At 45.6% G+C, this 24,283-nt stretch carries 22 protein-coding genes; 4 read left to right on the top strand and 18 right to left on the bottom strand.

The window, feature by feature from the left end:
* Positions 1 to 39: 39 nt before the first annotated feature.
* The 10 genes from AC1DOV_RS26400 to AC1DOV_RS26355 all read right to left on the bottom strand — a co-directional run bounded on the left by AC1DOV_RS26400 (position 40) and on the right by AC1DOV_RS26355 (position 13,505).
* On the bottom strand, positions 40 to 798 hold the full coding sequence (locus AC1DOV_RS26400; protein ID WP_477551429.1) for an iron ABC transporter ATP-binding protein: 759 nt from the start codon (positions 796 to 798) through the stop codon (positions 40 to 42).
* On the bottom strand, positions 795 to 1,736 hold the full coding sequence (locus AC1DOV_RS26395) for an iron chelate uptake ABC transporter family permease subunit (RefSeq protein ID WP_477551428.1): 942 nt from the start codon (positions 1,734 to 1,736) through the stop codon (positions 795 to 797). The genes AC1DOV_RS26400 and AC1DOV_RS26395 overlap by 4 nt, the downstream gene beginning before the upstream one ends.
* The gene (locus AC1DOV_RS26390; RefSeq protein WP_076267197.1) at positions 1,726 to 2,679 is read right to left on the bottom strand and encodes an ABC transporter permease; all 954 of its coding nucleotides are present in this window, start codon (positions 2,677 to 2,679) and stop codon (positions 1,726 to 1,728) included. The genes AC1DOV_RS26395 and AC1DOV_RS26390 overlap by 11 nt, the downstream gene beginning before the upstream one ends.
* 1,186 nt (positions 2,680 to 3,865) lie before the next feature.
* Complete coding sequence (locus AC1DOV_RS26385) at positions 3,866 to 5,575, bottom strand: ABC transporter ATP-binding protein (protein WP_477551427.1); 1,710 nt, start codon at positions 5,573 to 5,575, stop codon at positions 3,866 to 3,868.
* Positions 5,562 to 7,424, bottom strand: coding sequence for an ABC transporter ATP-binding protein (locus tag AC1DOV_RS26380; protein WP_477551426.1), 1,863 nt, complete (start codon positions 7,422 to 7,424; stop codon positions 5,562 to 5,564). Before AC1DOV_RS26380 ends, AC1DOV_RS26385 begins: the two co-directional genes overlap by 14 nt.
* Positions 7,425 to 7,648: 224 nt before the next feature.
* Complete coding sequence (locus AC1DOV_RS26375; RefSeq protein ID WP_477551425.1) at positions 7,649 to 8,662, bottom strand: zinc-binding alcohol dehydrogenase family protein; 1,014 nt, start codon at positions 8,660 to 8,662, stop codon at positions 7,649 to 7,651.
* 14 nt (positions 8,663 to 8,676) lie between these two features.
* On the bottom strand, positions 8,677 to 9,621 hold the full coding sequence (locus tag AC1DOV_RS26370) for an aldo/keto reductase (RefSeq protein WP_477551424.1): 945 nt from the start codon (positions 9,619 to 9,621) through the stop codon (positions 8,677 to 8,679).
* A gap of 65 nt (positions 9,622 to 9,686) precedes the next feature.
* Complete coding sequence (locus AC1DOV_RS26365; RefSeq protein ID WP_477551423.1) at positions 9,687 to 11,189, bottom strand: UxaA family hydrolase; 1,503 nt, start codon at positions 11,187 to 11,189, stop codon at positions 9,687 to 9,689.
* On the bottom strand, positions 11,182 to 12,678 hold the full coding sequence (locus AC1DOV_RS26360; protein WP_477551422.1) for a tagaturonate reductase: 1,497 nt from the start codon (positions 12,676 to 12,678) through the stop codon (positions 11,182 to 11,184). The genes AC1DOV_RS26365 and AC1DOV_RS26360 overlap by 8 nt, the downstream gene beginning before the upstream one ends.
* Complete coding sequence (locus tag AC1DOV_RS26355) at positions 12,675 to 13,505, bottom strand: amidohydrolase family protein (protein ID WP_477551421.1); 831 nt, start codon at positions 13,503 to 13,505, stop codon at positions 12,675 to 12,677. Before AC1DOV_RS26355 ends, AC1DOV_RS26360 begins: the two co-directional genes overlap by 4 nt.
* Positions 13,506 to 13,682: 177 nt before the next feature.
* Between AC1DOV_RS26355 and AC1DOV_RS26350 the strand changes: the two genes are divergently transcribed.
* The 4 genes from AC1DOV_RS26350 (at position 13,683) to AC1DOV_RS26335 (ending at position 15,529) form a co-directional block, all read left to right on the top strand.
* Complete coding sequence (locus tag AC1DOV_RS26350) at positions 13,683 to 14,162, top strand: GNAT family N-acetyltransferase (RefSeq protein WP_477551420.1); 480 nt, start codon at positions 13,683 to 13,685, stop codon at positions 14,160 to 14,162.
* Between the two features lie 10 nt (positions 14,163 to 14,172).
* The gene (locus tag AC1DOV_RS26345; protein ID WP_477551419.1) at positions 14,173 to 15,033 is read left to right on the top strand and encodes a helix-turn-helix domain-containing protein; all 861 of its coding nucleotides are present in this window, start codon (positions 14,173 to 14,175) and stop codon (positions 15,031 to 15,033) included.
* A 98-nt stretch (positions 15,034 to 15,131) separates the two neighbouring features.
* On the top strand, positions 15,132 to 15,293 hold the full coding sequence (locus tag AC1DOV_RS26340) for a hypothetical protein (protein ID WP_339204908.1): 162 nt from the start codon (positions 15,132 to 15,134) through the stop codon (positions 15,291 to 15,293).
* 68 nt (positions 15,294 to 15,361) lie between these two features.
* Positions 15,362 to 15,529, top strand: coding sequence for a hypothetical protein (locus AC1DOV_RS26335; RefSeq protein WP_339204909.1), 168 nt, complete (start codon positions 15,362 to 15,364; stop codon positions 15,527 to 15,529).
* Positions 15,530 to 15,604: 75 nt separating this feature from the next.
* Here the strand turns inward: AC1DOV_RS26335 and AC1DOV_RS26330 are convergent, their stop codons facing one another.
* The 8 genes from AC1DOV_RS26330 to AC1DOV_RS26295 form a co-directional block, all read right to left on the bottom strand.
* Positions 15,605 to 16,399 carry an ABC transporter permease gene (locus tag AC1DOV_RS26330; RefSeq protein WP_475444118.1) on the bottom strand — a complete coding sequence of 265 codons (795 nt, stop codon included), beginning with the start codon at positions 16,397 to 16,399 and terminating at the stop codon, positions 15,605 to 15,607.
* A complete protein-coding gene (locus AC1DOV_RS26325) occupies positions 16,396 to 17,355 on the bottom strand; it encodes an ABC transporter ATP-binding protein (protein ID WP_477551418.1) in 960 nt (319 codons plus the stop codon). The genes AC1DOV_RS26330 and AC1DOV_RS26325 overlap by 4 nt, the downstream gene beginning before the upstream one ends.
* Positions 17,356 to 17,376: 21 nt before the next feature.
* Positions 17,377 to 18,399 carry an ArsR/SmtB family transcription factor gene (locus AC1DOV_RS26320; protein WP_441880619.1) on the bottom strand — a complete coding sequence of 341 codons (1,023 nt, stop codon included), beginning with the start codon at positions 18,397 to 18,399 and terminating at the stop codon, positions 17,377 to 17,379.
* A 258-nt stretch (positions 18,400 to 18,657) separates the two neighbouring features.
* Positions 18,658 to 19,602, bottom strand: coding sequence for an EamA family transporter (locus AC1DOV_RS26315; protein ID WP_441880621.1), 945 nt, complete (start codon positions 19,600 to 19,602; stop codon positions 18,658 to 18,660).
* A 216-nt stretch (positions 19,603 to 19,818) separates the two neighbouring features.
* Positions 19,819 to 20,646 carry a carbohydrate ABC transporter permease gene (locus AC1DOV_RS26310; protein ID WP_441880623.1) on the bottom strand — a complete coding sequence of 276 codons (828 nt, stop codon included), beginning with the start codon at positions 20,644 to 20,646 and terminating at the stop codon, positions 19,819 to 19,821.
* On the bottom strand, positions 20,643 to 21,527 hold the full coding sequence (locus tag AC1DOV_RS26305; protein ID WP_430063207.1) for a carbohydrate ABC transporter permease: 885 nt from the start codon (positions 21,525 to 21,527) through the stop codon (positions 20,643 to 20,645). The genes AC1DOV_RS26310 and AC1DOV_RS26305 overlap by 4 nt, the downstream gene beginning before the upstream one ends.
* A 146-nt stretch (positions 21,528 to 21,673) precedes the next feature.
* Positions 21,674 to 22,984 carry an ABC transporter substrate-binding protein gene (locus AC1DOV_RS26300; protein ID WP_441880625.1) on the bottom strand — a complete coding sequence of 437 codons (1,311 nt, stop codon included), beginning with the start codon at positions 22,982 to 22,984 and terminating at the stop codon, positions 21,674 to 21,676.
* A gap of 146 nt (positions 22,985 to 23,130) precedes the next feature.
* Positions 23,131 to 24,276, bottom strand: a complete 1,146-nt coding sequence (locus AC1DOV_RS26295; RefSeq protein WP_477551417.1) for a response regulator transcription factor — start codon at positions 24,274 to 24,276, stop codon at positions 23,131 to 23,133.
* Positions 24,277 to 24,283: the final 7 nt, after the last annotated feature.

Genomic DNA, 24,283 nt, shown 5'->3' with positions numbered 1-24,283 from the left:
GAAAAACTTGAAAACCGGAAGTAAGTAAATCTTGCATGACTACTTAAAATAGACGCCGATACGATTCCCGTTTATGAGCTCAATCGGTATGTCCATGTCATAGATGTCATGAAGCACGGCATTGTCGATGATCGTCTCGGTTGAACCTTCCTTGACGACCTTTCCATCCTTCAACGCCACGATATAATCGGAGTAGCATGAAGCGAAATTGATATCGTGAATAACGAGCACGACCGTTTTGCCAAGCTCCTCAACGAGCCGCCGCAGTACCTTCATAATTTGGACGGAGTGCTTCATATCCAAGTTGTTGAGCGGTTCATCCAGCAATATGTATTCGGTGTTCTGAGCGATAACCATCGCAATAAATGCACGCTGGTTTTGTCCACCGCTGAGTTCATCAAGGTACTTGGCTTGCAGATCAACAAGATCCATATAAGCAATGGCTTCATCTACTTGCTGCCAATCTTCCTTCGTCAGCTTGCCTTGTGAATAAGGGAACCTGCCGAAGCTGACGAGCTCTCGAACCGTTAAACGAAGATTAATATGATTCGACTGTTTTAAGATCGATATCTTTTTGGCAAGATCAGCACTTTTCCAGTCACTGACCTCCTTCCCCTCAATTAACACTTGACCGCTGTCCTTCGCTAACAATCGGCTAATCATAGAGAGAAGCGTACTCTTGCCTGCACCGTTCGGCCCAATAAACGAAGTGACCTTTCCCTTCGAAATCCGAATCGATACATCCTCGATAACCGGCTTGCCGCCATATGATTTGGAAACATTTTTAACCTCTATCATGCTTTTTTCTCCCTTAGCAGCAAATATAAAAAGTACGCTCCGCCGATGAAGTTAATAATGACGCTAATCGTCGTTTCAAACGTGAACACATGCTCTACGAGCAGTTGACCGCCAACGAGTGAAATGATGCTGATGAGTATCGCTCCTGGAATGAGATAGCTATGCCGATAGGTCTTCATGAACTGATAGGCTACGTTGACGACGAGCAGTCCAAGGAAGGTAATCGGGCCAACTAAAGCAGTGGACACAGCGATCAGAATAGCGACGATGACGAGCACTCTTTTGACAACATAATCATAAGGAATGCCAAGATTGACTGCATGCTCCTTGCCCAGCGACAACACGTCAAAATATTTGCTTAGCCGCATGCCATAAATGGTTACAAGAGCAACGATGATGATTGAAATGATAAGCAGATCCGTGTTGACGTTATTGAAGCTGGCGAACATTTTCCCCTGTACAATTAGAAATTCATTCGGATCAATAAGAACCTGCATGAACGTCGACATGCTCCCGAACAATGTGCCCATCACTAGCCCTATTAATAGAAGGAAATAAAGATTTCTGCCTTCCCTTTTGAATAGAAACTTATAGAGCAGCAGGGCGAAAGCTATCATTGCCGCTATCGTAATAAAAAAATTAAGATGCTTGTTTGTGCTTGGCAGACTCATCGATCCATAGGTAAAAACGACGAAGGTTTGAATCAGCATATAAAGGGAATCCAGCCCGATAATGCTCGGCGTCAAAATACGGTTGTTCGTAATGGTCTGAAAAATCATAGTGGAGTAAGCAATAGCGCCCCCGGTTACGACAATCGCCAGTACCTTCTTCAATCTTCTTGGCAGTGCATAATCCCAATGGGTTCCAAGATCGATGAACAAAAATACGGCAATTAATGCGACGCCCAGCACCGCAAGCAAACTTAGTTTAAGCTTCATATGCCTTTCTCCTCATCAACAAGTAAAGAAAAATAATGCTTCCGACAACGCCGATCGTGAGTCCGATTGGAATTTCATACGGAAAAATAATTAGGCGGCCAAGCACATCGCACACCAGCACGAATATGGCTCCAAGCACCGCCGTGTGCGACAGGTTTTTCTTCAAATTGTCGCCCATATAAAGCGTCACGATATTCGGAATAATGAGGCCAAGGAAAGGCAGCGTACCGACGGTCAAAATGACGATAACCGATACAAGAGCTACAATTACAAGCCCAATGTTAACGACAAGCTTATGATTCATTCCCAAATTGGTTGAAAACTCTTCGCCAAGACCAGCAATGGTAAACTTGTTCGCGTAGAGATAAGCTACTACGAGCAGCGGCAGGCTCACATACAGCAGCTCGTAACGTCCGCTCATTACAAGCGAGAAGCTGCCTTGCAGCCAAGATGAGATGTTTTGAATAAGATCATTTTTATAGGCAAAAAATGTAGTAACAGAGCTGATGATGTTACCGAACATCAATCCTACTAGTGGAATGAAAATCGTATCTTTAAATTTCAGACGATCGAGAATTTTCATGAACAGATAGGTTCCTGCGAGCGCAAAAGCAAACGCGATCAGCATTTTCTCAAGTGTACTCGCCGATGGAAACACCATTAAGGCAACGAGTATACCGAGTCTAGCGGAATCATCCGTTCCGCCGGTCGTAGGCGATACGAATTTGTTGCGGCTTAGCTGCTGCATTATCAAACCTGTAACGCTCATGCCGACGCCGGCAATAATAATACTGATAAGCCTAGGAAAACGGCTGATGGTGAGAACCTGAAGCTGCTCATCCGTCAGACTGAACAGGTCCAGCGGCGAGATGTCTTTTACTCCGATAAATAAAGAAGTAATCGATAATACAATTAGCACGACAAAAAGATACCATAGCTTCATACTCAATCCTCGAATCATCACGAATATTATCAGAGATAATCATTCTCATTAATTATCAAAAAAATACATTGCCTCCGCTTATCATCATTCAATGATAACCATTATCAGCAACATTCACTATGTTACACGATTTTCAGATGATCGGAATGGACTTTCCTGTTTTCAAGGATGGACATTTCTATACAGCTGGGAGGTGTGACGGGTTGGTGAACATAGATATGCTCCGTTCGGGGAAGCTAATTAGCGGTTTGTAGCTCTATTTTCACCAAATCCACCAATCCAGCGCAGATAGAGCTAAAAACTAGTCTTATTCAAGCAGCTCATCTCGCCAAAGTGCCTCTAAAGTGTGGATTGATCAGTTATAGAGCTAAAAACTAGATCTATTTTCAATAAATTCACTATTTCAGCGCAAATAGAACTAAAAACTAGTCTTATTCAAGCAGCTCGACTCGTCAAAGTGACTCAATAGTGTGAACTGATCAGAAATAGAGCTAGAAACTAGCTCTTTTCTCACCAAAATCACCATTTCAGCGCAAATAGAACTAAAAACTAGTCTTATCCAAGCAGCGCATCTCGCCAATTTGCCTCGAAGGCGTGAAATGATCAGAAATATAGCTAGAAACTAGCTCTATTCTCACCAAAATCACCATTTCAGCGAAAATAGTGCTAGAAACTAGTTTTATTCAAGCAGCTCGACTCGTCAAAGTGCCTCTAAAGCGTGAACTGATCAGAAATAGAGCTAGAAACTAGCTCTATTCTCACCAAAATCAACACTTCAGCGCAAATAGAGCTAAAAACTAGTCTTATCTATGCTGCTCGGCTCGTCAAAACACCTCTAAAGCGTGAACTAATCAGAAATAGAGCTAGAAACTAGCTCTATTCTCACCAAAATCACTATTTCAGCGCAAATAGAACTAAAAACTAGTCTTATCTAAGCAGCTCATCTCGCCAAAGTGCCTCTAAAGTGTGGATTGATCAGAAATAGAGCTAGAAACTAGCTCTATTTTCACCAAAACCACCATTTCAGCGCAAATAGAACTAAAAACTAGTCTTATCCAAGCAGCTCGGCTCGTCAAAGTGCCTCAAAAGTAAAAACATATTAAAAATAGAGCTGAAATCTAAATCTAGATTCCAGCTCTACCTCCATACAAACAGCCTAACTTACTTGCAGCTGCATATATTGCATCTAATGCTGCGCCATGAGCAGCTGTTGATATACCTTACCTGTGGCGAGCAGCTCTTCATGGGTGCCAGTCTCGGCTAACGATCCTTGATCCATAACGAAGATCACGTCTGCATTCTCGATAGTGGACAACCTATGTGCGATCATGATTGTCGTCAGCCCCTTCCGTCTTGCTTCTAAGCCAGCCAGCAGCTGACGCTCTGTCTCTAGATCGAGCGCTGACGTCGCTTCGTCCAGCACCAAAACTTCCGGATCACTGACAATTGCCCGTGCAATTGCAATACGCTGACGCTGTCCGCCGGATAGCTTGATGCCCCTCTCTCCAATATTCGTATCATAACCATCAGGCAGCCCCAGAATAAAATCATGAATCTGAGCGATACGGCAAGCTTCCTCCACATCCGCTTCGGTTACCTCGTCTCTGCCTAACATCAGGTTTTCACGAATGGTATCAGAGAACATATACGGGTCTTGGAATACAACAGACACCTTACTCGCCCACTGCTCGCGGTTGAAGATTTGGGCGTCCATATCGTTCAGCTTAAAAGTCCCCTTCGGCGCATCAAAGAAACGAACCAATAGCTGCGCAATGGTTGATTTGCCTCCCCCGCTCGTCCCTACAAAAGCAATTTTGCTTCCGATCGGCAGATCAGCCGAAAATCTGCGAATGACCTCCGGCAGCTCTGGCGAATAGCGAAAGCTCGTATCTTTAAAGGACAACTGCTCAATCGGTCCCGCTATACTCTTTTGACCCTTGTCTTGCTGTTCCATCTCCAAAATACGCTGAACCCTGTCCACGTTAGCAAGCTGTGACGACATGCCCATAATAAATTGAAATAGATTATAGAAGGAATCCGACATTTGCGTAGAAAACTGAAACAAGATGACGAACGTTCCGATCGACATTTGTTCATGAATAAGCTGCATACCGCAGTAGCCAAGCACAAGAATGCCAATGCCCCATTTCATCGGATCGCTGTAGCGAATTTGCCGATTCACGAGTTTTCCTTCAGCCATTACCTGCTCAAAATATTCCGCAAACATTTTATCGTAAAGCTTCATTTCCCACTTCAATCGGTGATAAGCAACCACTTCTCGTGTAGAGGCTACTCCCTCTTCAATTTGTATGAGCAGCGCCGTACGTTTCTCCGCCACTTTTTTGGCTTGCTCCTTCAGCTTGGGGGTGAAGTAAAAGCCAATAAGAACGTAAATGGTACAAAGCCCCACAATCATAAGCAGCAAAATGGGGCTGGAAATGCCAATGATCGTCATCAATATGCAGAGGTTTAACGTTTCCTGTATACCGCGCGGAATTTGCCAGCCCATTACGCTAGCCGAGACAAACAGATCCTGAGTGAACGAATATACGTATTTGCCGGTTCGCTCATTTTGGAACCGTTCGACTGGAACACCTTCAAGTCGCTTCAGCATTCGGGAGAGCAAAGAGCGGCTGACTGCAAATTCATTGCGAACGAGACTTCGGCTCGTCATCGTAAACATTAGTGAGTAAACGAGACCTGCAAGCGCGAATATGGAGATGACAATCGGCATCAGCTCATACTTGCCTTCCGTAAACACGTCATCAATTAATATTTTTTGAACATATACAATCGTATAATTGGATATGGACTCCAGTGCGAGATAGAGCAGCACAATGAGATAAGTGCCTCTCAGCATGACGGAGTTCGACCAAAAGATTTTAAGATACTTCATGTGCCACCCTCTCTTCCGCTGCTTCGGATTGCCCGATTTCCAGTTCATACAGCAGCCCTTTGCGTGCAATCAGCTCTTCATAGCTTCCTGCCTCCGCAACGCGGCCCTCGTGAATGACAACGATTTTGTCAAAATGCTTCACTGTCGACAGCCTGTGTGCAATCGCAATCGTCGTACGGTTAACCAGTACTTCATCAAGCGCACGCTGCACTTCATATTCACTTACATTATCTAGAGATGAGGTCGCCTCATCGAGCAAAATAATAGCTGGCTGCTTCACAAACATCCGCGCAATCGATACTCGCTGCTTCTGTCCGCCAGAGAGCTTCATGCCTCGCTCGCCAACGAGCGTATCGTAGCCTTCGGGCAGCTGCATAATGAAATCATGCGCATAAGCAGCTTTGGCGGCTGCAACCACTTCTTCATCGCTTGCTTCTGGTTTGCCGAATCGAATATTCTCTTTGACAGAAGATCCGAACAGATAGGTTTCTTGAAATACATAACCGATCGACTCTCTCAAACGCTCTAGCGTCATTTGCTGAATTGGTACACCATCCAGCTTAATCATGCCAGCAGTCGGATCATAAAAACGCCCAATCATTTTAAACATCGTAGTCTTGCCGTTGCCGCTTGCCCCTACAAAGGCGACCTTCTCTCCTGGCTTGATGGTGAGTGAGAAGCCGTTAATAACAGGAGGCTGCTCCGGATACTGAAAGTAAACATCCTCGAACGTAAGTCCGCCGCGTACCTCATCAAGAGCGATGGGATCGGCCGGATCATCAATCTCAATTTCTTTGTGCATAAATCTATATAGCGGAATCGTTTGGTGGATGATGAGCTTCTGTTCCGTAAGCTGGGTGACGAGCAGCGTGAGGCGGAACATCGTCGTCATGTATAAGAGGGTGAAGGCGATAAAACCTCCTAACGTAATCCAATTATTTTGGAGAGAGTAGTAGCCCGTAATAAATAATGCAATGGCGCCCAAATAAAATGTAAACCGCCGAAAGCTGCCTCGCCCGAAGCTATACGTAGCAGCGAGCAAGTAAACATGCGACCACTCTTTATGTTTTCCGAGCGTCCGTCCATGGTACCAGGGCTGCGAGCCAAAAGCTCGAAATTCGCGCAAGCCGGATATGCTTTCGTAAACCGATTGATTATAAGCAATTCGCGATTGACCAGATTCTCTCCCGTAAAGGGAAGCTTTCCGTTCAAAATATGGCCCAAACAAATAATAAAGCCCGAATGTTGGCAGCATGATGAGGCATAACCAGCCGCTAATGCTGAGCAGCAAACAAATAGCTACCGCTATAAAAAGCAAGTTTTCAATTACGCTCGGAAGGACATTGCGGTATATTTTCTGAACCGAAGCTACCTCGGAGTTGAACATCGACAATGTCTCGCCTGCAGGGTGCCGCTCGTAATGAGCAAAGCCGAGCTTGCGCAAATGCTTGAAAATCGCTGTTTGCATATCGCGGGATGCTAATTCACCAATTGTCCGCTGCAGTAGATTACGATAATTTTTGGCGATAAGCATGAGCAAATTGATAGCTACAAGTGCTCCCAAAATCATCATAAAAAGCGAGGTATCTTTATTGACTACGACATGATCGATAACATATTGGATCATCTTTGGCGTTAATGTTTCCCCGAGCACCGCCATCGTACCGCAGGCCGCAAGTGCTGCAATTTGCTTCTTATAAGGCGTCAAAAACTTTAGCGCCCAGATGTAGGAGCTTTTTGACTCATTCAGCTCAGCCTTCTGTTTTACTTTGTCCGCTTGCTTGCGAGCCTGTTCGCTCATCTGCTGCGATGGCCTATCGGCTTCCGCAGCTTTTTCTGTTTTTAGCATCGTTGTTCCCTCCTCGTTTCTGTTTGTTAAACCCCTTTATACAACCTATTTTTTGGCAGTTGGCTACCTATCATAATTCTGGGTACACATTTTGTCAACGCACAAAATGATTATAATCATTCATTACCAAGCAGCATCACCACTGCACATAAACACGTAAAAAGCCCGGCTCAAGGCACCAGCGCCTGTTGACCGGACTTTCTATAATAGTTGCGATATCTTGGCTATAATTCCACAATCGCTTTAATAACCTTTGATTCTGGCTTCAGCCAGCTATCGAAGTGGTTGATCATTTCCGCAAACGGCACACGATGCGTAATGAAACTAGCCACATCAATGCTGCCGCTTCGCATAGCTTCTTGAACTGCTGAAAAGTCCTCAATAGTCGCATTTCGGCTTCCCATTAACGTCATCTCCCGCTTGTGAAACTCAGGATCGTTGAAGGAGAGCTCCGCTTTGACGAGGCCAACATATACAAGCTTGCCTCCGTGTGCGACAAAACTAAATGCATCGCTCATCGATCTTGCGCTGCCAGTTGCATCGAATACAACAGTTGGAAAATCGCCATCCGTTAATTCTGAAATTTTCGCCGCAGCGCCTTCCCGAGCATTAACCGTCTCATCCACCTTCGCCCATTGCTTGCAAAAGGCTAGGCGATCCTCCTGAATATCCATTGCGATCACCCGCGCACCGCGATGTTTGGCAAAAGCCATAACACCAAGACCAATCGGCCCAGAGCCAATAACGAGCACCGTTTCGCCAGCTCGAAGCTCCGCGCGGCGAACGGCATGCGCGCCAATGCTCAGCGGCTCCAACACCGCTGATTGATCAAGCGTCAGGTCGTTCGTCACAAGCAAATGTGTGGTCGGTACGACAACTAGCTCGCGCATGCCGCCGTCAACATGAACTCCGAGCACCTTCATAGCAGTGCAGCAATTTGTTTTGCCATGCCGGCATGCAATACATGTCCCGCAGTGCATATATGGAATAATGCTTACCTGATCGCCCGCTTTGATCTTGTCTTGCTGATCATTCACCTGCTCAACGAAACCAGCCAACTCATGACCCAGCACGCGTGGATAAGAGAAGAAAGGTTGATTTCCTTTATATGCATGCAGGTCGGTTCCGCAAATTCCTATTCTCCGAATACGAACGACTGCTGTCCCCGGCTGCAGGACAGGCTCCTCTTGCTCAACCAGCCTTAGCTGATCGATTTGATCACATACGATTGCTCTCATCCTGCAGCTCTCCCTTATACGTCGATTCTCGTATTGTATTCTTCTCTTCCACTTTTCCAGCTAAGGTTATGAATCGGCTCCAATATAGCAAGAACCTCTCGCAGCAGCTGTTCATTAATTGGCTCGTCCGTCCATTCTATGTTTTTACGGATATTAGCCGGATTAGCTGTACTCACCAGCGTTGTTGGGATTCGTTCATTCGCCGTAGAGAATTGTACAGCCAGCTTGGCGATATCCTCGCCCTTAGCAGCACAATACTCGGCTGCTTGCGTGCATAAAGCACGTATCTGTTCACCAGCAGGATGCCAACTCGCAACTGCGCGATGTCCAAGCAAGCCCATCGAAAGCGGCGATGCACTAACAAGCCCAACCTGCTTTTGCTCCAGAAGCGGAAATAGCTCCAGCAAAGAGGTATCATTTAAAGAATAATGGCAATAGGAAAGTACAGCATCGAGCTCGGTATACGCCAGCGATTTCTCAAATACTGCAAGAGGAAGCCCGGATACGCCCGAGTATCGGATTTTCCCCTGCTGTTTCAGCTTATCGAGTGCTAAGAAGGCACCCTCTGCAACTTGCTCGAAGGGAACAAATTCAATATCATGCAAAAACAATATATCGATATAATCCGTCTGCAGCCTAGCCAGGCTTTCATCCACACTGCGGATGATACGCTGCTCCGAGAAATCGAACTCATCCTCGCCATACCTACCAGCCTTCGTTGTCAGAATAAACCGATCTCTCGCAATCTCAGTTATCGCCTTGCCAAGCACCGTCTCCGCTTTCGTTAAGCCATAATACGGCGAAACGTCGATCAGATTAATGCCCATATCCACCGCTGTATGCACGGTACGAATGCTTTCTGCTTCGTCCGTCTCTCGAAATACAGAACCCAGCGAGGATGCGCCAAAGCTGAGAGCAGACACCTCGAGTCCCGTCTTGCCAAGTTTACGATATTTCATTTATATCCACTCCGATTTTTGAGGATCAATCTGTTATTGCCATCGATCACCGTTCGCCACCGCTTTTACAAAATAACGCCGTCTTTAAAAATCGCGATTTCTTTAAACCCGTTTCGCTCATTGTGGGTCTGCAGCTCGCCTGAAGCTAAGCTGATTAATTGCTCCCACAGCTCATCGGTCAGCGTCTCCATGCTTTTGCTCTCAAGCAGCTCACCTGCGTTAAAGTCGATCCAGTTTTTCTTGCGGGCAGCAAGCTCACTATTCGTCGCAATCTTCACTGTTGGAACCGGCCCGCCAAACGGCGTTCCCCGTCCTGTCGTGAACAGCACGATATGCGCTCCTCCGGCTGATAATGCTGTAACCGATACAAGATCATTGCCAGGCGCTTCTAATAAATTGAGACCAATGCTTGTAACGCGCTCCCCGTAAGGCACAACATCCCTTACAATAGCGTGTCCGCCCTTTTGAGTGCAGCCGAGTGATTTTTCCTCTAACGTACTGATGCCCCCTGCCTTATTGCCGGGCGATGGATTCTCATAAATTTCTTGATCATGCTTTATAAAATATTGCTTGAAATCGTTTATTAGATGAACAATTTTGTGAAAAACCTGCTCATTTGCTGCGCGACTCATCAATATCGTCTCTGCGCCAAACATCTCAGGCACCTCGGTCAATATAGCTGTACCGCCCGCTTCGATCAAACGATCCGATACCGCGCCTACGAGCGGGTTCGCCGTTATGCCGGACAAGCCATCCGAGCCGCCGCATTTCAGGCCAAGCTTCAGCTTCGATACGGAAACCGGCTCACGCTTGAATCGTTCTGCATAACTAACGAGCTCTTCTACCAGCCCCAGCGCGTCCTCGATCTCATCCTCCGCCTCTTGTGACTTGAGAAACTTTACTCGTTCCGCGCTATGTTCGCCAATTGCCCGCTTAAACGCATCAATCTGATTGTTCTCACAGCCTAAGCCGATAACGAGTACGCCCGCTGCGTTCGGATGGTTGACGAGTGAGGCAAGCAGCTTCTGTGTGTGCACAAGATCATCGCCAAGCTGCGAGCAGCCGAACGGATGTGCAAAATGGTACACCCCATCCACACGTCCTTCATAAAGCGCATGCGCTTTTCTTGCGACAATCTCACAGGTTTTATTAATGCAGCCGACCGTGTTAATAATCCAAATTTCATTCCGTATACCGACATCGCCATTCTCGCGAATAAAGCCTTGAAAGGTACGATCAGCATCACGCGATACTGCTTTCACTTCTGCTGGCAACGTAGTCTGCTCATACGAATAATCGAGAAATCCTTTTAAGCCCGTGCCCATGTTATGGGTATGAATCCAGCTGCCAGGCTCAATATCTTCCTTCGCAACTCCAATCGAGTAACCAAACTTGAGCACATGCTCCCCTTTCCGAGCAGCTCGCGTCAGCACCTTATGACCCTTCGGCACCTCATCTTGCAGCTCAAGAACTAGCCCCGATTCAAGCGTCAGCTTATCCCCTTTTGCAAATGACTGCAGCGCAATAACGACATGATCATCCTCATGCAATCGAATCCAGCTATTCATTCGCTACTCGCTCCATTTCCTCTATGCTCGCGCTTATCGCAGCTGCCAGTTCTGGCCATAGTGACGCCAAATCACATCCCCACACGTTTTCCAAGTGCAGCAGTCTAGATACGGTCTGTTCCAGCGGCCATTTCTGCTCTTTCGCTTCCGCCCAGATAGACGCAATGATGGCAAGCAAGCTGGCATCATCCCGCACCACGTACGACAATCCGCTTAACGTTTTCCCTTCGTAACCCGTCTCACCAAGCATTACTTTGTAATACCGAAGCAAACCAGCAAAACCTTGTATAAGCCCCGTTGGCAGCATATTACCATCTTCGGCATAATGAAGCAGGGATGGAAGCAGACGCACTTTAAATTTACTTAAGCTGTTCATCGCAATATCCGCAAGCCGATGACGAATGAACGGATTAAGAAAACGTTCATAAACATCCTGTGCATAGGCGTGCAGCTCCTCTTCAGAAATGGCAAGTGAAGGGATGATTTCCGTCTCTACCGTTGCTCTCACCAGAGGACCTAGCACTGTATCCTCCATCGCTTCCCGCACCTGCTCTATATCATGCAGCAAGCCAAGCGGCGTCATTAACGTGTGTGCACCATTCAAAATTCGCACCTTTCTTAGCTGGAAAGGCTTCAAATCCTCGACATAATGTACGTTCAGTCCAGCCTTGCGCAGCGGAAGCAGCTCATCCAGCTCCGGTCCTGTCTCAATCGCCCATAAATGATACGGCTCTGCTGTGCTCAGCATGGAATCAGAGTAGCCCCATTCACCAAACCAAGCTTCAGCCTGTGCTGCATCTGGATAACCCGTAACAATGCGATCGACTAATGAGTTCAGAAAACGGTTATGCTGAGTAACCCAATGTTTGAATTCTTCGGAATATCCCCAATCATCGCTATAGCGCAAAATACAGCTGCGAAGCTCATCGCCATTACGTTCCAGCAGCTCGCAAGGCAAGCATACTAAGCCGCGCTTCGGATCGCCTTTAAAATAATTAAACCTGCGGTACAGCAGCTGTGTCAGCTTGCCGGGAAACGACTGAATCGGTTGTCCCTCGATCAGCTCCTCCGGTCGATAAACAAGTCCCGCTTCCGTCGTGTTGGATACGACAACCTGCAAGTCTGGGCTTTCGGCCAAAACGAGATATTCATCCCAATTGGAATACGGATCAAATACTTTGCTAAACACAGAAACAATCTCTGTACGCTCCACGCTGGCACCATTCTCCAAACCGCGAACAACAAGCGTATATAGACCGTCCTGTTCTGCCAGCGCATCAATCTTTGGTTTGCCTCCGGGACGCGGCTGCGTCACCGCAATGCTTCCCTCGTATAAGCCTTGATTTTTGCAAGCTTGAATCATCCAGTCAAAAAAGCCGCGCAAAAAATTGCCTTCGCCAATTTGCAGTACCGTAATCTTAGCTTGCTTCATTGCCCTATATTGCTGTGTCTGTTCTTCATTTAATTGCTGCTCGTTTAAAGTATTCATATTCGATAAAACTCCTTTGCGTTTCGTCCAAACAACCGCTCTCGCTCTAAATCCGTCCATGTCTGCGGCAGCGCCTGCTCCAGCACGGACACAACCTCGTCGTAGCTTGCCGCAAGCAAGCTGACCGGCCAATCGCTGCCAAACATGACCCGCTTGTAACCAAATGCTTCGAGCGCATGCTCGATATAGGGCAAGAAATCAGCTGGTTGCCAGTTATCATGATCCGCCTCTGTGACCATTCCCGAGAGCTTGCAAAATAGATTAGGATGAGCGGCAATTTGGCTAATCTGGCTTTTCCAAGGCTCAAGCTCCCCAGCTTTTATTCTAGGCTTCGCGATATGGTCAATGACCGCATGAAGGCCTGGCACTTTATCCAGCAGTTCAACTAGAGGAGTAAGCTGATGCGACACAACTAACAAATCTATCGGTATTCCTTTGTCTGCAAAATATGTGAACGCTTCCAAATAGCTTGGTGCCAAAATCGCATTCGCATCGGGCATCTCCTGAATCATGACACGGAAGCCTACACATTTCGGATGCTGCGCAAAACGCTCGTAATGATTGCGATAATCCGGATCGGCAAGATCCAGCCATGCGACAACGCCTAATATCGTATCGGATGACTCGCTTAATGTCAGCAAATAATCCGTTTCTGCAAGCGTCGCTGCCGCCTGCACAACAATTGTACCGTCCAGCTTATGTTTATTTAGATGAGCCTCCAAATGCTGAGGCAAAAAATCGCGGTAAAGCACCGGAATGTCTGGTGTGATCCAGCCGTAATCCCCTCGTTCAATCTTCCAATAATGTTGATGCGAATCTATTCTCATCTCATCAGCCTCTTTTCTAACAAAGTAGCTTCCTCTTCATTATAAAAAACAATATTGATAGCTGAAATAATCAATTCATGCATATTTGTACTCTTTTTTGATATTTGTTACAATCAGGCTGACGCTAGGAGGACTAGTGCTTTTTGAAACTTAAAATAGAATGGAAAAGGTGATCGGATGATCCGTCCGTTTAAATTAGAAGATGTAGATTACATCATTAACTCCCACTACAATCTTTACAATAAGGAGTTCCACTACGATCTCTCTTTCCGAGCGTTTATTGCTGATCGTGTACATGGTTTTATCGAGAGGTCAGATTCTAATGAGAACATTTGGATTTTGGAAAGCGAAGGAAAGCAGCGTGGTTCGATTAGTATTCATAAAGTGAATGAGGATACCGCTCAGCTCGGTTTGTTTCTCATTGAGCCTGACGTAAGAGGAGCTGGTTATGGGCAGGAGCTGGTACAAACGGCGATTGATTTCTGTAAGGGGTTAGCTTTCAAAACCATCATCCTCTGGACCAACAGTGAGCTCGTAACAGCAAGACGAATCTATGCTAAAAATGGATTTGTTTTAAAGGAAAGTCATACTGAAATGTTGTCTAATAAACAACTTATCGAAGAGAAGTGGGCGTTATCAATTCATACAGGAGAGTGAGGAGAAAGCTATGAATCCCTATCGTAAAAGGTTCGATGCCCACACACCGTTTCCGTTTGAATGCGTATATCGTGACACCAAGAGCGCGCAAAACGAATTGCCTGATCATATACACGATTGGTATGAACTCGTTTATATTTATAGCGGCAAAGGTACGTTCTTTATCGATCAGACGTTTTATGATGCTGTTCCCGGCGACATCTTCCTCATTCCCGGAAACACGATCCATCGCTCCTTTCCAGATTCGAATGACCCGAAAACATCAACTGCGCTTTTCTTTAATGCTTCACTCGTGCACAGCCCGCCACTTGGCGATCCTTTCTCCTATTTGCGCTGCTTCGAGCAAGCTAAGCGCCATAAGGCGTACAAGCTGTCGAAGGCATCTGCTGAAGAGAGACAACAAATAGTCGATTTAATCGATCGGATACATTTGGAGGAAATGGACAAGCTGCCAGGCAATCGTCTAGCTATCCTTCTTCATCTCCAGCAAATATTGCTGTTCCTCGGGCGCATCCTCGCTCCCTCTGAAGAAGGCCAAACGGTATCCTCATCCGCTCCAAGCTGGATGACCGCTGTATTAACCTATATCGATGAGCATCCGAGCAACCCTCTTGGATTGTCGCAGCTTGCCAAACGCGCATCGGTTACGCCCGCTCATTTTTCGCGTGTTTTCAAAAAACTAACCAGCATGAACGTTACGGAATATGTCACGACCAAACGAATTATTCGCGCTAAAGAGCTATTAATGGAGAGCGATGCCAATATTGCCGAAATAGCCGAGCAATGCGGCTTTGAAAGCCTTCCGCATTTTCACCGTATGTTCAAGAAACTAACAGGCATGACACCCTCTCATTATAAGAGGAATGAATAATTGATAGATTTGACGGTTAATATTAGCGGATACAGGCCGCCTGTTTCTCTCATATGTTATCTAGTAAAGAGAAACTTGCTAGTAAGGGAGGCTCATAGATGGTTCGTTCAAGTGTGAAAACCATTAAGTACCGCGTAGGCAAAAACAAATATTTGATCATTAATATTTATCAATCATCCGAAGCAAGTGCACAGCAGGGCAATGTGCTGGCAAGCAATGCAGCTACTGTGCAAATTTTCAAAAAATCAAAGCGCAGCTAGTTCCCTCTCATCCCTCATCCCTCCACTAAGCAGCATTATTTTACACACGCCTCAAAGGAGGTGATAACATGTCTTTTAAACATTCTAAGCAGGGCAACACGGTAAAGAAAAACAACGGTAAAACCTTTGTTAATGTCAAGCAAAACGCACATGCATCCATTAATCAAGGCGGAAATGCATTTGCAATCAATGCAACAGACATCGGAGTCGTCCGTATTCGTCCCGGCCAACAGTAATAAAGCAGAATCAAAGTAAAAAGGCTGCCTCCGCAAGGTTTTAACAACCTGTGCAGGGCAGCCTTTTTTTACATATTAAACTCGCCAGCTGACCAATCGATTAACGATGACCAGTGTCATAGCTGTGTAGAGAAGCATCATGAGGCAATCCAGCATGACCCCTTGTGTCCAGCCATGAAGCAAAACAACGCGCATGGCGTCCGCTGCATAAGTTGTAGGGAAAATATACGAGACGACCTGCAGCGCTTTAGGCAGCTGATTGAGCTCTACCATGACTGGAGATAGGAAGGTTACAACCATCATAAGCAGCTGAGCAAGCATACTGGTCAACTGCTGATTCGGCGACCAGAAGCCTATGCATACGCCGAGCCCTACCACACTCGTCAGCGACAGCAGCATAACGACTGGCAAACCCCATGATAGATGAAGGTCTACGCCATAAACAAAATAACCAATGACACCCAGCAATACGAAGGATGGAATCGTGCTCATAAGCCCGCGCAGCAAATTAGCGGCTACGAAGTTTATTTTCCGGATTGGAAGCGATGCATAAAATGTAAAATGTCCCTGATGCTTTTGCATCGATATTTCTTGCCCCATACTGTTTAAGCCCATAATAATGACGCTAAATATCATATTGCCCGCAATAATTTGAACCATCATCTCCGGGGCTGGGTCAGCGATAAAGAAACGCATAAATAAAATCGTCGTCAGCGGAAACATCGTTGCCAGCAGCACAACGATTACCCAGCTGTCACGTATAAGCGCAAATTGAATGCGGAATAAAATCTCCAGCTCCGTCCATAATCGCTTCGGTCCAGATAGTTGTATGGACTGCATGTGCCGCAAGCCAAGTGGTGTTCCATTCATGATGCGGATACCTCCTTCATCGCCAAATCATCAATATGGAAATAAACATCCTCTAAGCTTGGAGGCACTACGGCATATTCCAAAATCGGCAGTTCTGTATGGTCGATAATATACTCTAGCACTTTGCCTGCAACATTCTTCTCAACTAGCAGCAGCAAACGATTCTCGCCGCTCTCCTGCACGATCCCGTAATGATGAAGGGCAGCAGCAGCTTCAGCACGACGCCCATTCTCTGTCGTAAGCTCAAACTTCAAGCGCTGATCAACCTTCTGCTTTAACGTTGCTACATGATCAATCGCCAGCAGCCTCCCATGATTGATGACAGCCGCTCTGTCTACAACCTGCTCAGCCTCCAGCACATTATGGGTGACCAAAATAATCGTCGCGCCTTCGCGATTGCGCTCTTGGATTAAATTCCAAACGAGCCGCCTTTTTTTCGGATCTAGCTCATTGGTAGGTTCATCAAAGATAAGCACAGGTGAACGGCCAATTAGCGCTGTGCCAATACCGATCAACCGTTTCTGTCCCCCGGACAGCTGCTTCAGCAGCTTGTTTCTTACATCCGCCATATCAAATTGCTCCAATAATTCCTTCGCCTGCTTTTCTGCCTCTGAAGCTGGCATCCCTCTTAGCCTGCCCGTAAAAGAAAGAGCCTCATGCACTTTCAGCGCTGACAGCACATGCGGCTCCTGCGCGTAATAAGCCACCATGCCGGATACGTGACGCGTATTCTTCATCACATCCTCGCCGCAAAACAAAACCTGTCCTTTGATAGGTTTCAATTGACCGACCATTTGTTTAATGAGCGTTGACTTGCCCGCCCCATTCGGGCCGAGCACGCCGAGTATCTCTCCTTCACGAATCGTAAGCGAGATATCATCATTGGCTGTGACCATCGTTTTGCCTTTCTTATATACCTGACTAACTCCCTTTAGCTCGTATACATACTCACCCAATCTCATTCACTCCCTTATGTATTACGGCAGCAGCTTGCGCCTTGTTTGCTCCCAGTAATAAGCGATTTTTTCTTTATCGAGCTCATAATAGATGCGATTATCTACCCGAATCAGCTGAATGAGATTAAGATCAAACAACATATTCGTATGATAGCTTATAGCAGCAGGCGTTAAGCCCATTTCCTGAGCAAGCTCATTGCCATAGTAATTTTTATGGCGAAGCAGCTCAATCAATTCCAGCCTTCGCCTATCGGCAATAACCTTCAAGAAACGCTCAATCGTCTCTTGATCCTCGTTACGCCATGCAAAAGCGTCATTGTTGATTCCAATCACCACCAAATTGGAATGTCCTTCACGGTCATCACGATGAATGCCAACACGCACCTGCGAAAAATAACTAACATGTACGGCTGTCTCTTTATCGACCAGATCAACATCCATCTTCGTAATATCGCGGATCGCGCGCTCTGGCTGTTCATCAAATAAGGCACGATATTTCACAGCTCCAGCTTCGCCAAGCTCCTTCAAGCGATCTCGCATAGGCATATAGGCATAACGATGAAACTGCTCCATTATAAACAGAGTCCGCTGTTTGTATTCCTCAGAAAATCGAATATGTTCCAGCAGTGCCGCATGCTCCGCTTGATCAGGCAGCTCACATCCCTCAACGAGCTCGTAAAGCAACCCCGCATCCTTCGAGATGGCTCCCCAGTCTCTCCCCTTCGTCCATTCCATGTTCTCGTCATTATATTTCGCAGCTGCCAGATGGAAGACGAGCTCGCTTGCAGGCTTGTCACGGTAAAACGCCAGAAAATCCTCAGAACTATTCAGCTTGTCTCGTTCCTCTACAAACAGCATAACCATGACATAGTCAAGCCGCTCTTTAAACATGTTGTCACCAAATAGGGTAGCTATCTCTGCTTTCACATAATTGCTCATGCTCGCATTCGCGGTCTCCGCCATACGAATCATTTCATCATCCAGTGTAAAATGAATCTCGCGCGCGAAAGCCTTCATATGCTCGAATTGCGCAACAAATTTCATCGTGACTAAAAATTCAATAGGCTCATGATAAGAAAAATGTAATCTTTTGGCTGCTATTTCCCAGTCTAAAATAATTAACGCCTCCATACTTCGTTAAGTATTCGTTTAATGTTATTTAAACAATATGCAAAAGTCATTTAACAATCGTTAAACATTAATTTAAATGAACTAACCTAAATTGTCAATATCATCCACAAAAAAAGCTCTGCACAGGCTTAACTTCTTAGCCCATGCAAAGCTTCTTCTATCCATTATTTTTTACGATCCGAATAATCGCATCAGCAAGATACCGGCGAAGGCAAGTGAAATGCCGGTGATCTCTATCTTCGTGAACTTCTCTTTCACAACGAATCGTGTATAGAGCAGCACAATCAGAACGTTTAGAGCTGTGACAGCAGATACTAGCCCCGCTTTGCCAAGATCAAATGCGGTTACAATAAGCATCATGCCGACAGCGTTAGTTGTGCCGACGGCCAAACCAATAAGAAACGTTTTTTTGCCGCTCCAAGCCGGTGGCTTATCGGTTAAACTAGCACTGGTCGAATGCTGTGACACACGCACTTCCCCCCGGGCAGTGACCGCACCCTGCAGCGACAACGCTCTTCTAGCTCTCTCCGCTTGCAGATCTCGCAGCCACCATATACCAAAACACGATGCGCCCGTCACAAACATAAAAAACATTGTAGGAAACAAATCTGCTTCCATAATTGTTGACCATTTCCCTGACAAATCATTTGCTGCAAATAGCAGCATAGCCAGCAGCCCCCACTGTGCTCCTTGCAAATTGCGCAGCGAGATGTCATTCGATAGCCGAACGAGAAGCACTCCGCCAACAATCACGACAAATGCAATGAATTGCATCGCATGGAGTTTTTCTCCCCAAAGTCCAAACGCAACGATCACAACAACGACTGAAGGCAATGCCGTTAGTATCGCTACAAGTGAAGCCTTACCGACGGCAAAACCCTTGAACATGCTGGCATTCGCACCGAATGAAAACAAGCCCATTTGAATGCCTATCAACGCCGCGAGCGTCCAGTTCGATGAGAACACTAACGCGCAAATTCCATTTACGAGCGCTCCCATAGTGAACGCGCCGCATAGCAACAAGTTACGGTTAAGCGGCTTCTGACTCGTCCAATGGTACAGAATGCCTCGCAAGCCAAAACATAAGGCTGCAAACACTGAATAAGTAAGCCACATGAGTGCAATAGAACCCCTTTCTTAAATCAAACCTATATGAAAGATAAACAAAAAGGAAGCGGTTGTCTACACCGCTTCCCTTTTTAAACAAACGTTGCAAGTCCCATCTTGTTCTCCCACCATAAAATATTCCCTTTGGAATTAAACTTGCAATTAGTGAAAAACGCCCGATTATAGAATCAGGCGTTTCTAACAAATCTATTGATTTAATACATATCAGCCTTTGACAGCGCCGGCAGCGATACCCTTGACGATATGCTTTTGCATAATAATAAAGAAGATGAATATCGGCACCAGTGTGATGACTGTAAGTGTCATGAACATCGGCCAATCAACGGTAAATTCGCCTTTGGCTTTATAGATTTGCAGAACGAGTGTAGATTTGGAGGATGAGTTCAAAAACAGCATAGGTGCCAAAAAGTCGTTCCATATCCACATCGTCTGAAAGATGATGCTCGTTATCGTAATGGGCTTTAGCAGCGGAAAGATGATCCGCCAGAAGATGCCCCATACACTGCAGCCATCGATGACGGCCGCTTCGGGCAGCTCCTTGGGTATCGACTTCATATAGCCCGTCATTAGGAAAAAGACGAAAACAGAGCCGCTCGTGTAGAGAATGATCAAACCGGATATTTTGTCGATCAGGCGCAAATCACTCATCAGCTGGAACAAGGGAATGAGAGTCGCTTGGAAAGGAATCATAAATCCGGCAAGCAAATAGAGCATAGCAAACCGTGTTAATCGATTCGCATTAAACACAACCGGGTATGCCGCCATCGCACCAATCAAAACGATCAATACGACAGAACAGACGGTGATTATAAAACTGTTCCAAAAGCTTTGCAAGATCGATGTTTCCTCGAAAACCTGGACATAGTTTTTAAAGATCCATTTCGAAGGAAGAGCCATCGGGCTTCTTGCTGCATCTTGCATCGTTTTGAACGTGTTGACAATGATCAAATAAAACGGGAAGAACGCTATTAATCCGGCAGGGAGCATGATGATGTCTAGAATCCATAACCGTTTTTCAAAGGTTTTTTTCATTGTATGCCCTGCTCCCTTCGTTGCATTACTGTAACTTGGAAGATAGCAATCGCTAACACAATTAGGAAAAAGACGATCGACATTGCCGATGCTAGGCCGTATTGGGTTTCAGATATTCCCCTTAATACGATGACCTGGGTTATCGAATAAGTTTCATAGCCAGGCCCGCCCTTTGTCAATGCAAATGGAATTTCGAATACTTTGAGACCGCCGGTAAGCAGCAGCATGACGCTGACCGTCATCGCAGGTGCGAGTAGCGGAAAAGTTATAAACCGAATTTGTTGTAAACGGTTCGCCCCATCTATTGAGGCAGCTTCATAATAATCTTTCGGAATGGATTGCAGAAATGCCAAATACAGCACTGCGTGCCATCCTGTTATCGCCCATGTTGCCACGACGATTGTTGACAGTTTCGCTAGCAACGGGGCGGATAGCCATGGCTGAGGACCGATGTTAAACAGCTCACTAAGGACGGTGTTCAGTACCCCTGACCCAATCGGTGCAAGGATAAATCCCCAAATATAGGCAAGCAGCAAGCCGCTTGGAATCGACGGGAAGAAAAAGATGGCGCGATGAATGTTTCTCGTTAAAAATTTTTGATCCAATATCATAGCGAGCGGGATAGCTAACAACGTAACAAGCAAAGCCTTGCCAAAAGTAAAAAATAACGTATAGGAAATGGCGGATGTAATCGCATCATCACTAAATATCCGCACATAGTTTTTCAAGCCAATAAAATCATATGCCTCCGTATATCCGTCAAAATTAGTAAAGCTCAAGAAAAACGATTTGATCAGCGGATAGATCGTAAACAATGAGTATATCGCTAGAATCGGAAGCAAAAACAATAGAAACTGTAGTTGACGAACATATTTGACCATAATTTGCCTCCTTTGAGACTTTGATTGATGATGTCGGCAGTCGATAAAACTGCATTGGAAGCATTCAAGTAATAGAGGATCAAGGTGTAAATAGTTGAAGAGAGGGTAGTAGGTTTCAACATACCCTCTACTTTAACTAATTCCGATTATTTATTTTCCATTTCTTTCAGTTTCTTATCTAGTGAAGCCGTTGCTTGCTCCGGTGTTATTTTGTTTACGGCTATATCTTGGATCGATACAAGGAATTGGTTGCGCAGCGCTTCTTGATGTCTGTCCCACGATACCATTGGCAAATAAATCTTTCCTGCCATCAGCCCGTCGTTATATGCTGGTGCATACGCCGGGTGAACTTTGCTTTCATAACCGTGAGCTGTAATGATGCCGCCAGTGCCTTCCTCGAATTGCTTCAACCCTTCTTGCGTTGTCATATATTCGAGGAACAGCAAAGCTTCTTCCTTGTTTTTCGTTTTACTGTTGACAGCGAAACCTACACCAGGAGCACCGTTGTAGTATTTGTTGCCTGGTTCTTTTCCTGGAATCGGCATAATTTCGAACTCAATATCGGGATTCGTTTTCTCAATTGTGGCAATGTTCCAAGGGCCGCCAGGGAACATTGCTACGTTACCAAGGGAGAACTCGTTCATCACTTGGTCACCGGTTAGTCCAATCATGTCTGGCGTCAAAATTTTATTATCGATAAGCCCTTCCTTCCACATCGTTAACACTTCAGTCCATCCTTCAGCAAATGTTGCCTCGCCCTTAAACAGCTTCTCGTCGAACGTTGGGTCTTTCGTTAGTACATTGCTGCCGAACATGGCGGAATGAATAATCGTAATATCATGCATTCTGTCATAGAGTGGAATGATGCCCGCTTCTTTAAGCTTCAAGCAGTCCTGGATGAACTCATCCCATGTTTCTGGCAATTGAGTGATGCCAGCTTTTTGAAACAATTGTTTGTTATAAAACAAGCCGCCTGCCCATCCGCTTTGAGTGAAGGCATATGTTCTTCCATCTTTACTTAGCATCGGTTTGTTACTGTCCAACATAACGGACATGAATGGTTCGTCAGTCAAATCGAGTGCATAACCGCCATCAATAATCTCATTACGGTTTTCTGCGGCGATGATGAAAATATCAGGTGCCGTATTAGACAACAGCATCGTCTGAAGCTTAGCAATGTAATCCTTTACCGGTGGAGCAAATTGAAAATCGAATGAAATATGTGGATATTTTTCTTTGAAGCCGTCTATAACAGGCTTCATTTCTTTTTCATTGTTCCATGCAAGAATGCTTAGCTTGACTGATTTAGGTGCATCATTACCCTTTTCAGCATTGTTGGTCGTACCTTCATTACCGGTATTGCCTTTATTACCTGTATTGCTGTTTTTACCGCATGCAGCGAGCACGACTGACAAACAAAGGAGAGTGATTAATAGCAGTAGAGACGTTTTCTTCATGTTTGATTAACCCCCATGTAATCATTTTTTTGTAATAAGCACTTGTTGTAAGCACTTACATTTAGAGTGTAATATGAACTCGCTTGAATCTGAATTCATATTGTTGCATCATTTGTTGTCAAATGTTGCACTAGCAGCAAATCCGATTAATTGGGTCGAATAGACGATGCGCGGTACTCTTTAGGCGTTACGCCGAAATACTTTTTGAAAGCGCGGCTAAAGTGACTCTCGTCCAAAAAACCGATATGCTCCGCGATGTGGTTGTTCCTCCAATTCGTTCCAACGAGTAGTTCTGCGGCTTTAATCATCCGCACCTGGATCACATAAGCCCAATAATTCACACCGAATTCCTGTTTGAACGCACGACTTAATTGATACTTGTCTATATCGAAGCGATCTGCCACTGATTGCAAAGATAAATCCTCTTGATATCGGGTTTCTACATACGGTTTAATCCGCCGCACAGCATCCTGAAGCTTGGATCCGGTTTCCGAAGCAGGCGCTCTTACCGCTAGCATGCTCTCGGAAATTAGCTGTGGCAGAAATTCGGCATCTTGGGTAATTGAGCTGATTCCGACAGACAATGTGTGAGACGGTGATGACTCTGCCACTTTTTCCATCACAGATTCACTTAATTCCCTCAATTGACCGCTAGACAGATCGTCCCACCCGCCGACTAGCACTACTTGCTCCTTGCGGTTTTTACAACACATAACACAGTGGATTTTGATGACCGCTTGTTCTTGCAGCAAGCAAGAATAATCATCGTCCGATGGCAGACTGTTCTCGAATGTCAAAATTGCAAAACGTTCGATGGCGAGAAATTCTAGGCAGTCTCGGAAGTTTATCAACGAATTTGCTTCGATCTGTCCAGCGTATATCGTCCGATCGAGTTCACTGCGAATCGATTTCTGAGCATCCGATACGGACTGTTGAATCAGCTCACGCAAAGCATCCCGAAGCAATTCGGCATCGACCGGCTTTAACAGGTACTGGGAAACATGAAGTCGAAGCGCATCCCGTGCATATTCGAATTGATCATACGCACTTAAAATAATTGTTCGCGGTATTTTGTCCAAATGTTGAATCCGCTTCAGCGACTCGATTCCGTCGAGCAACGGCATATGAATATCCATGATCATCAGATCGGGACGGAAGGTTTCTACCATGTTGGCCGCTTCTTCTCCGTCATATGCATGTTGCACCTTCACAAACCCTAGCTCCTTCCAATCCATCACTTTATCTAAATATCTATGCAAAGATAATTGATCGTCCACAATAAGCAATTTCATGCTCGCT

The organism is Paenibacillus sp. 01T47, assembly GCF_056398245.1.
Note: the sequence above shows the minus strand (reverse complement) of the source record. Positions and strands in the feature narration are given on the sequence as shown.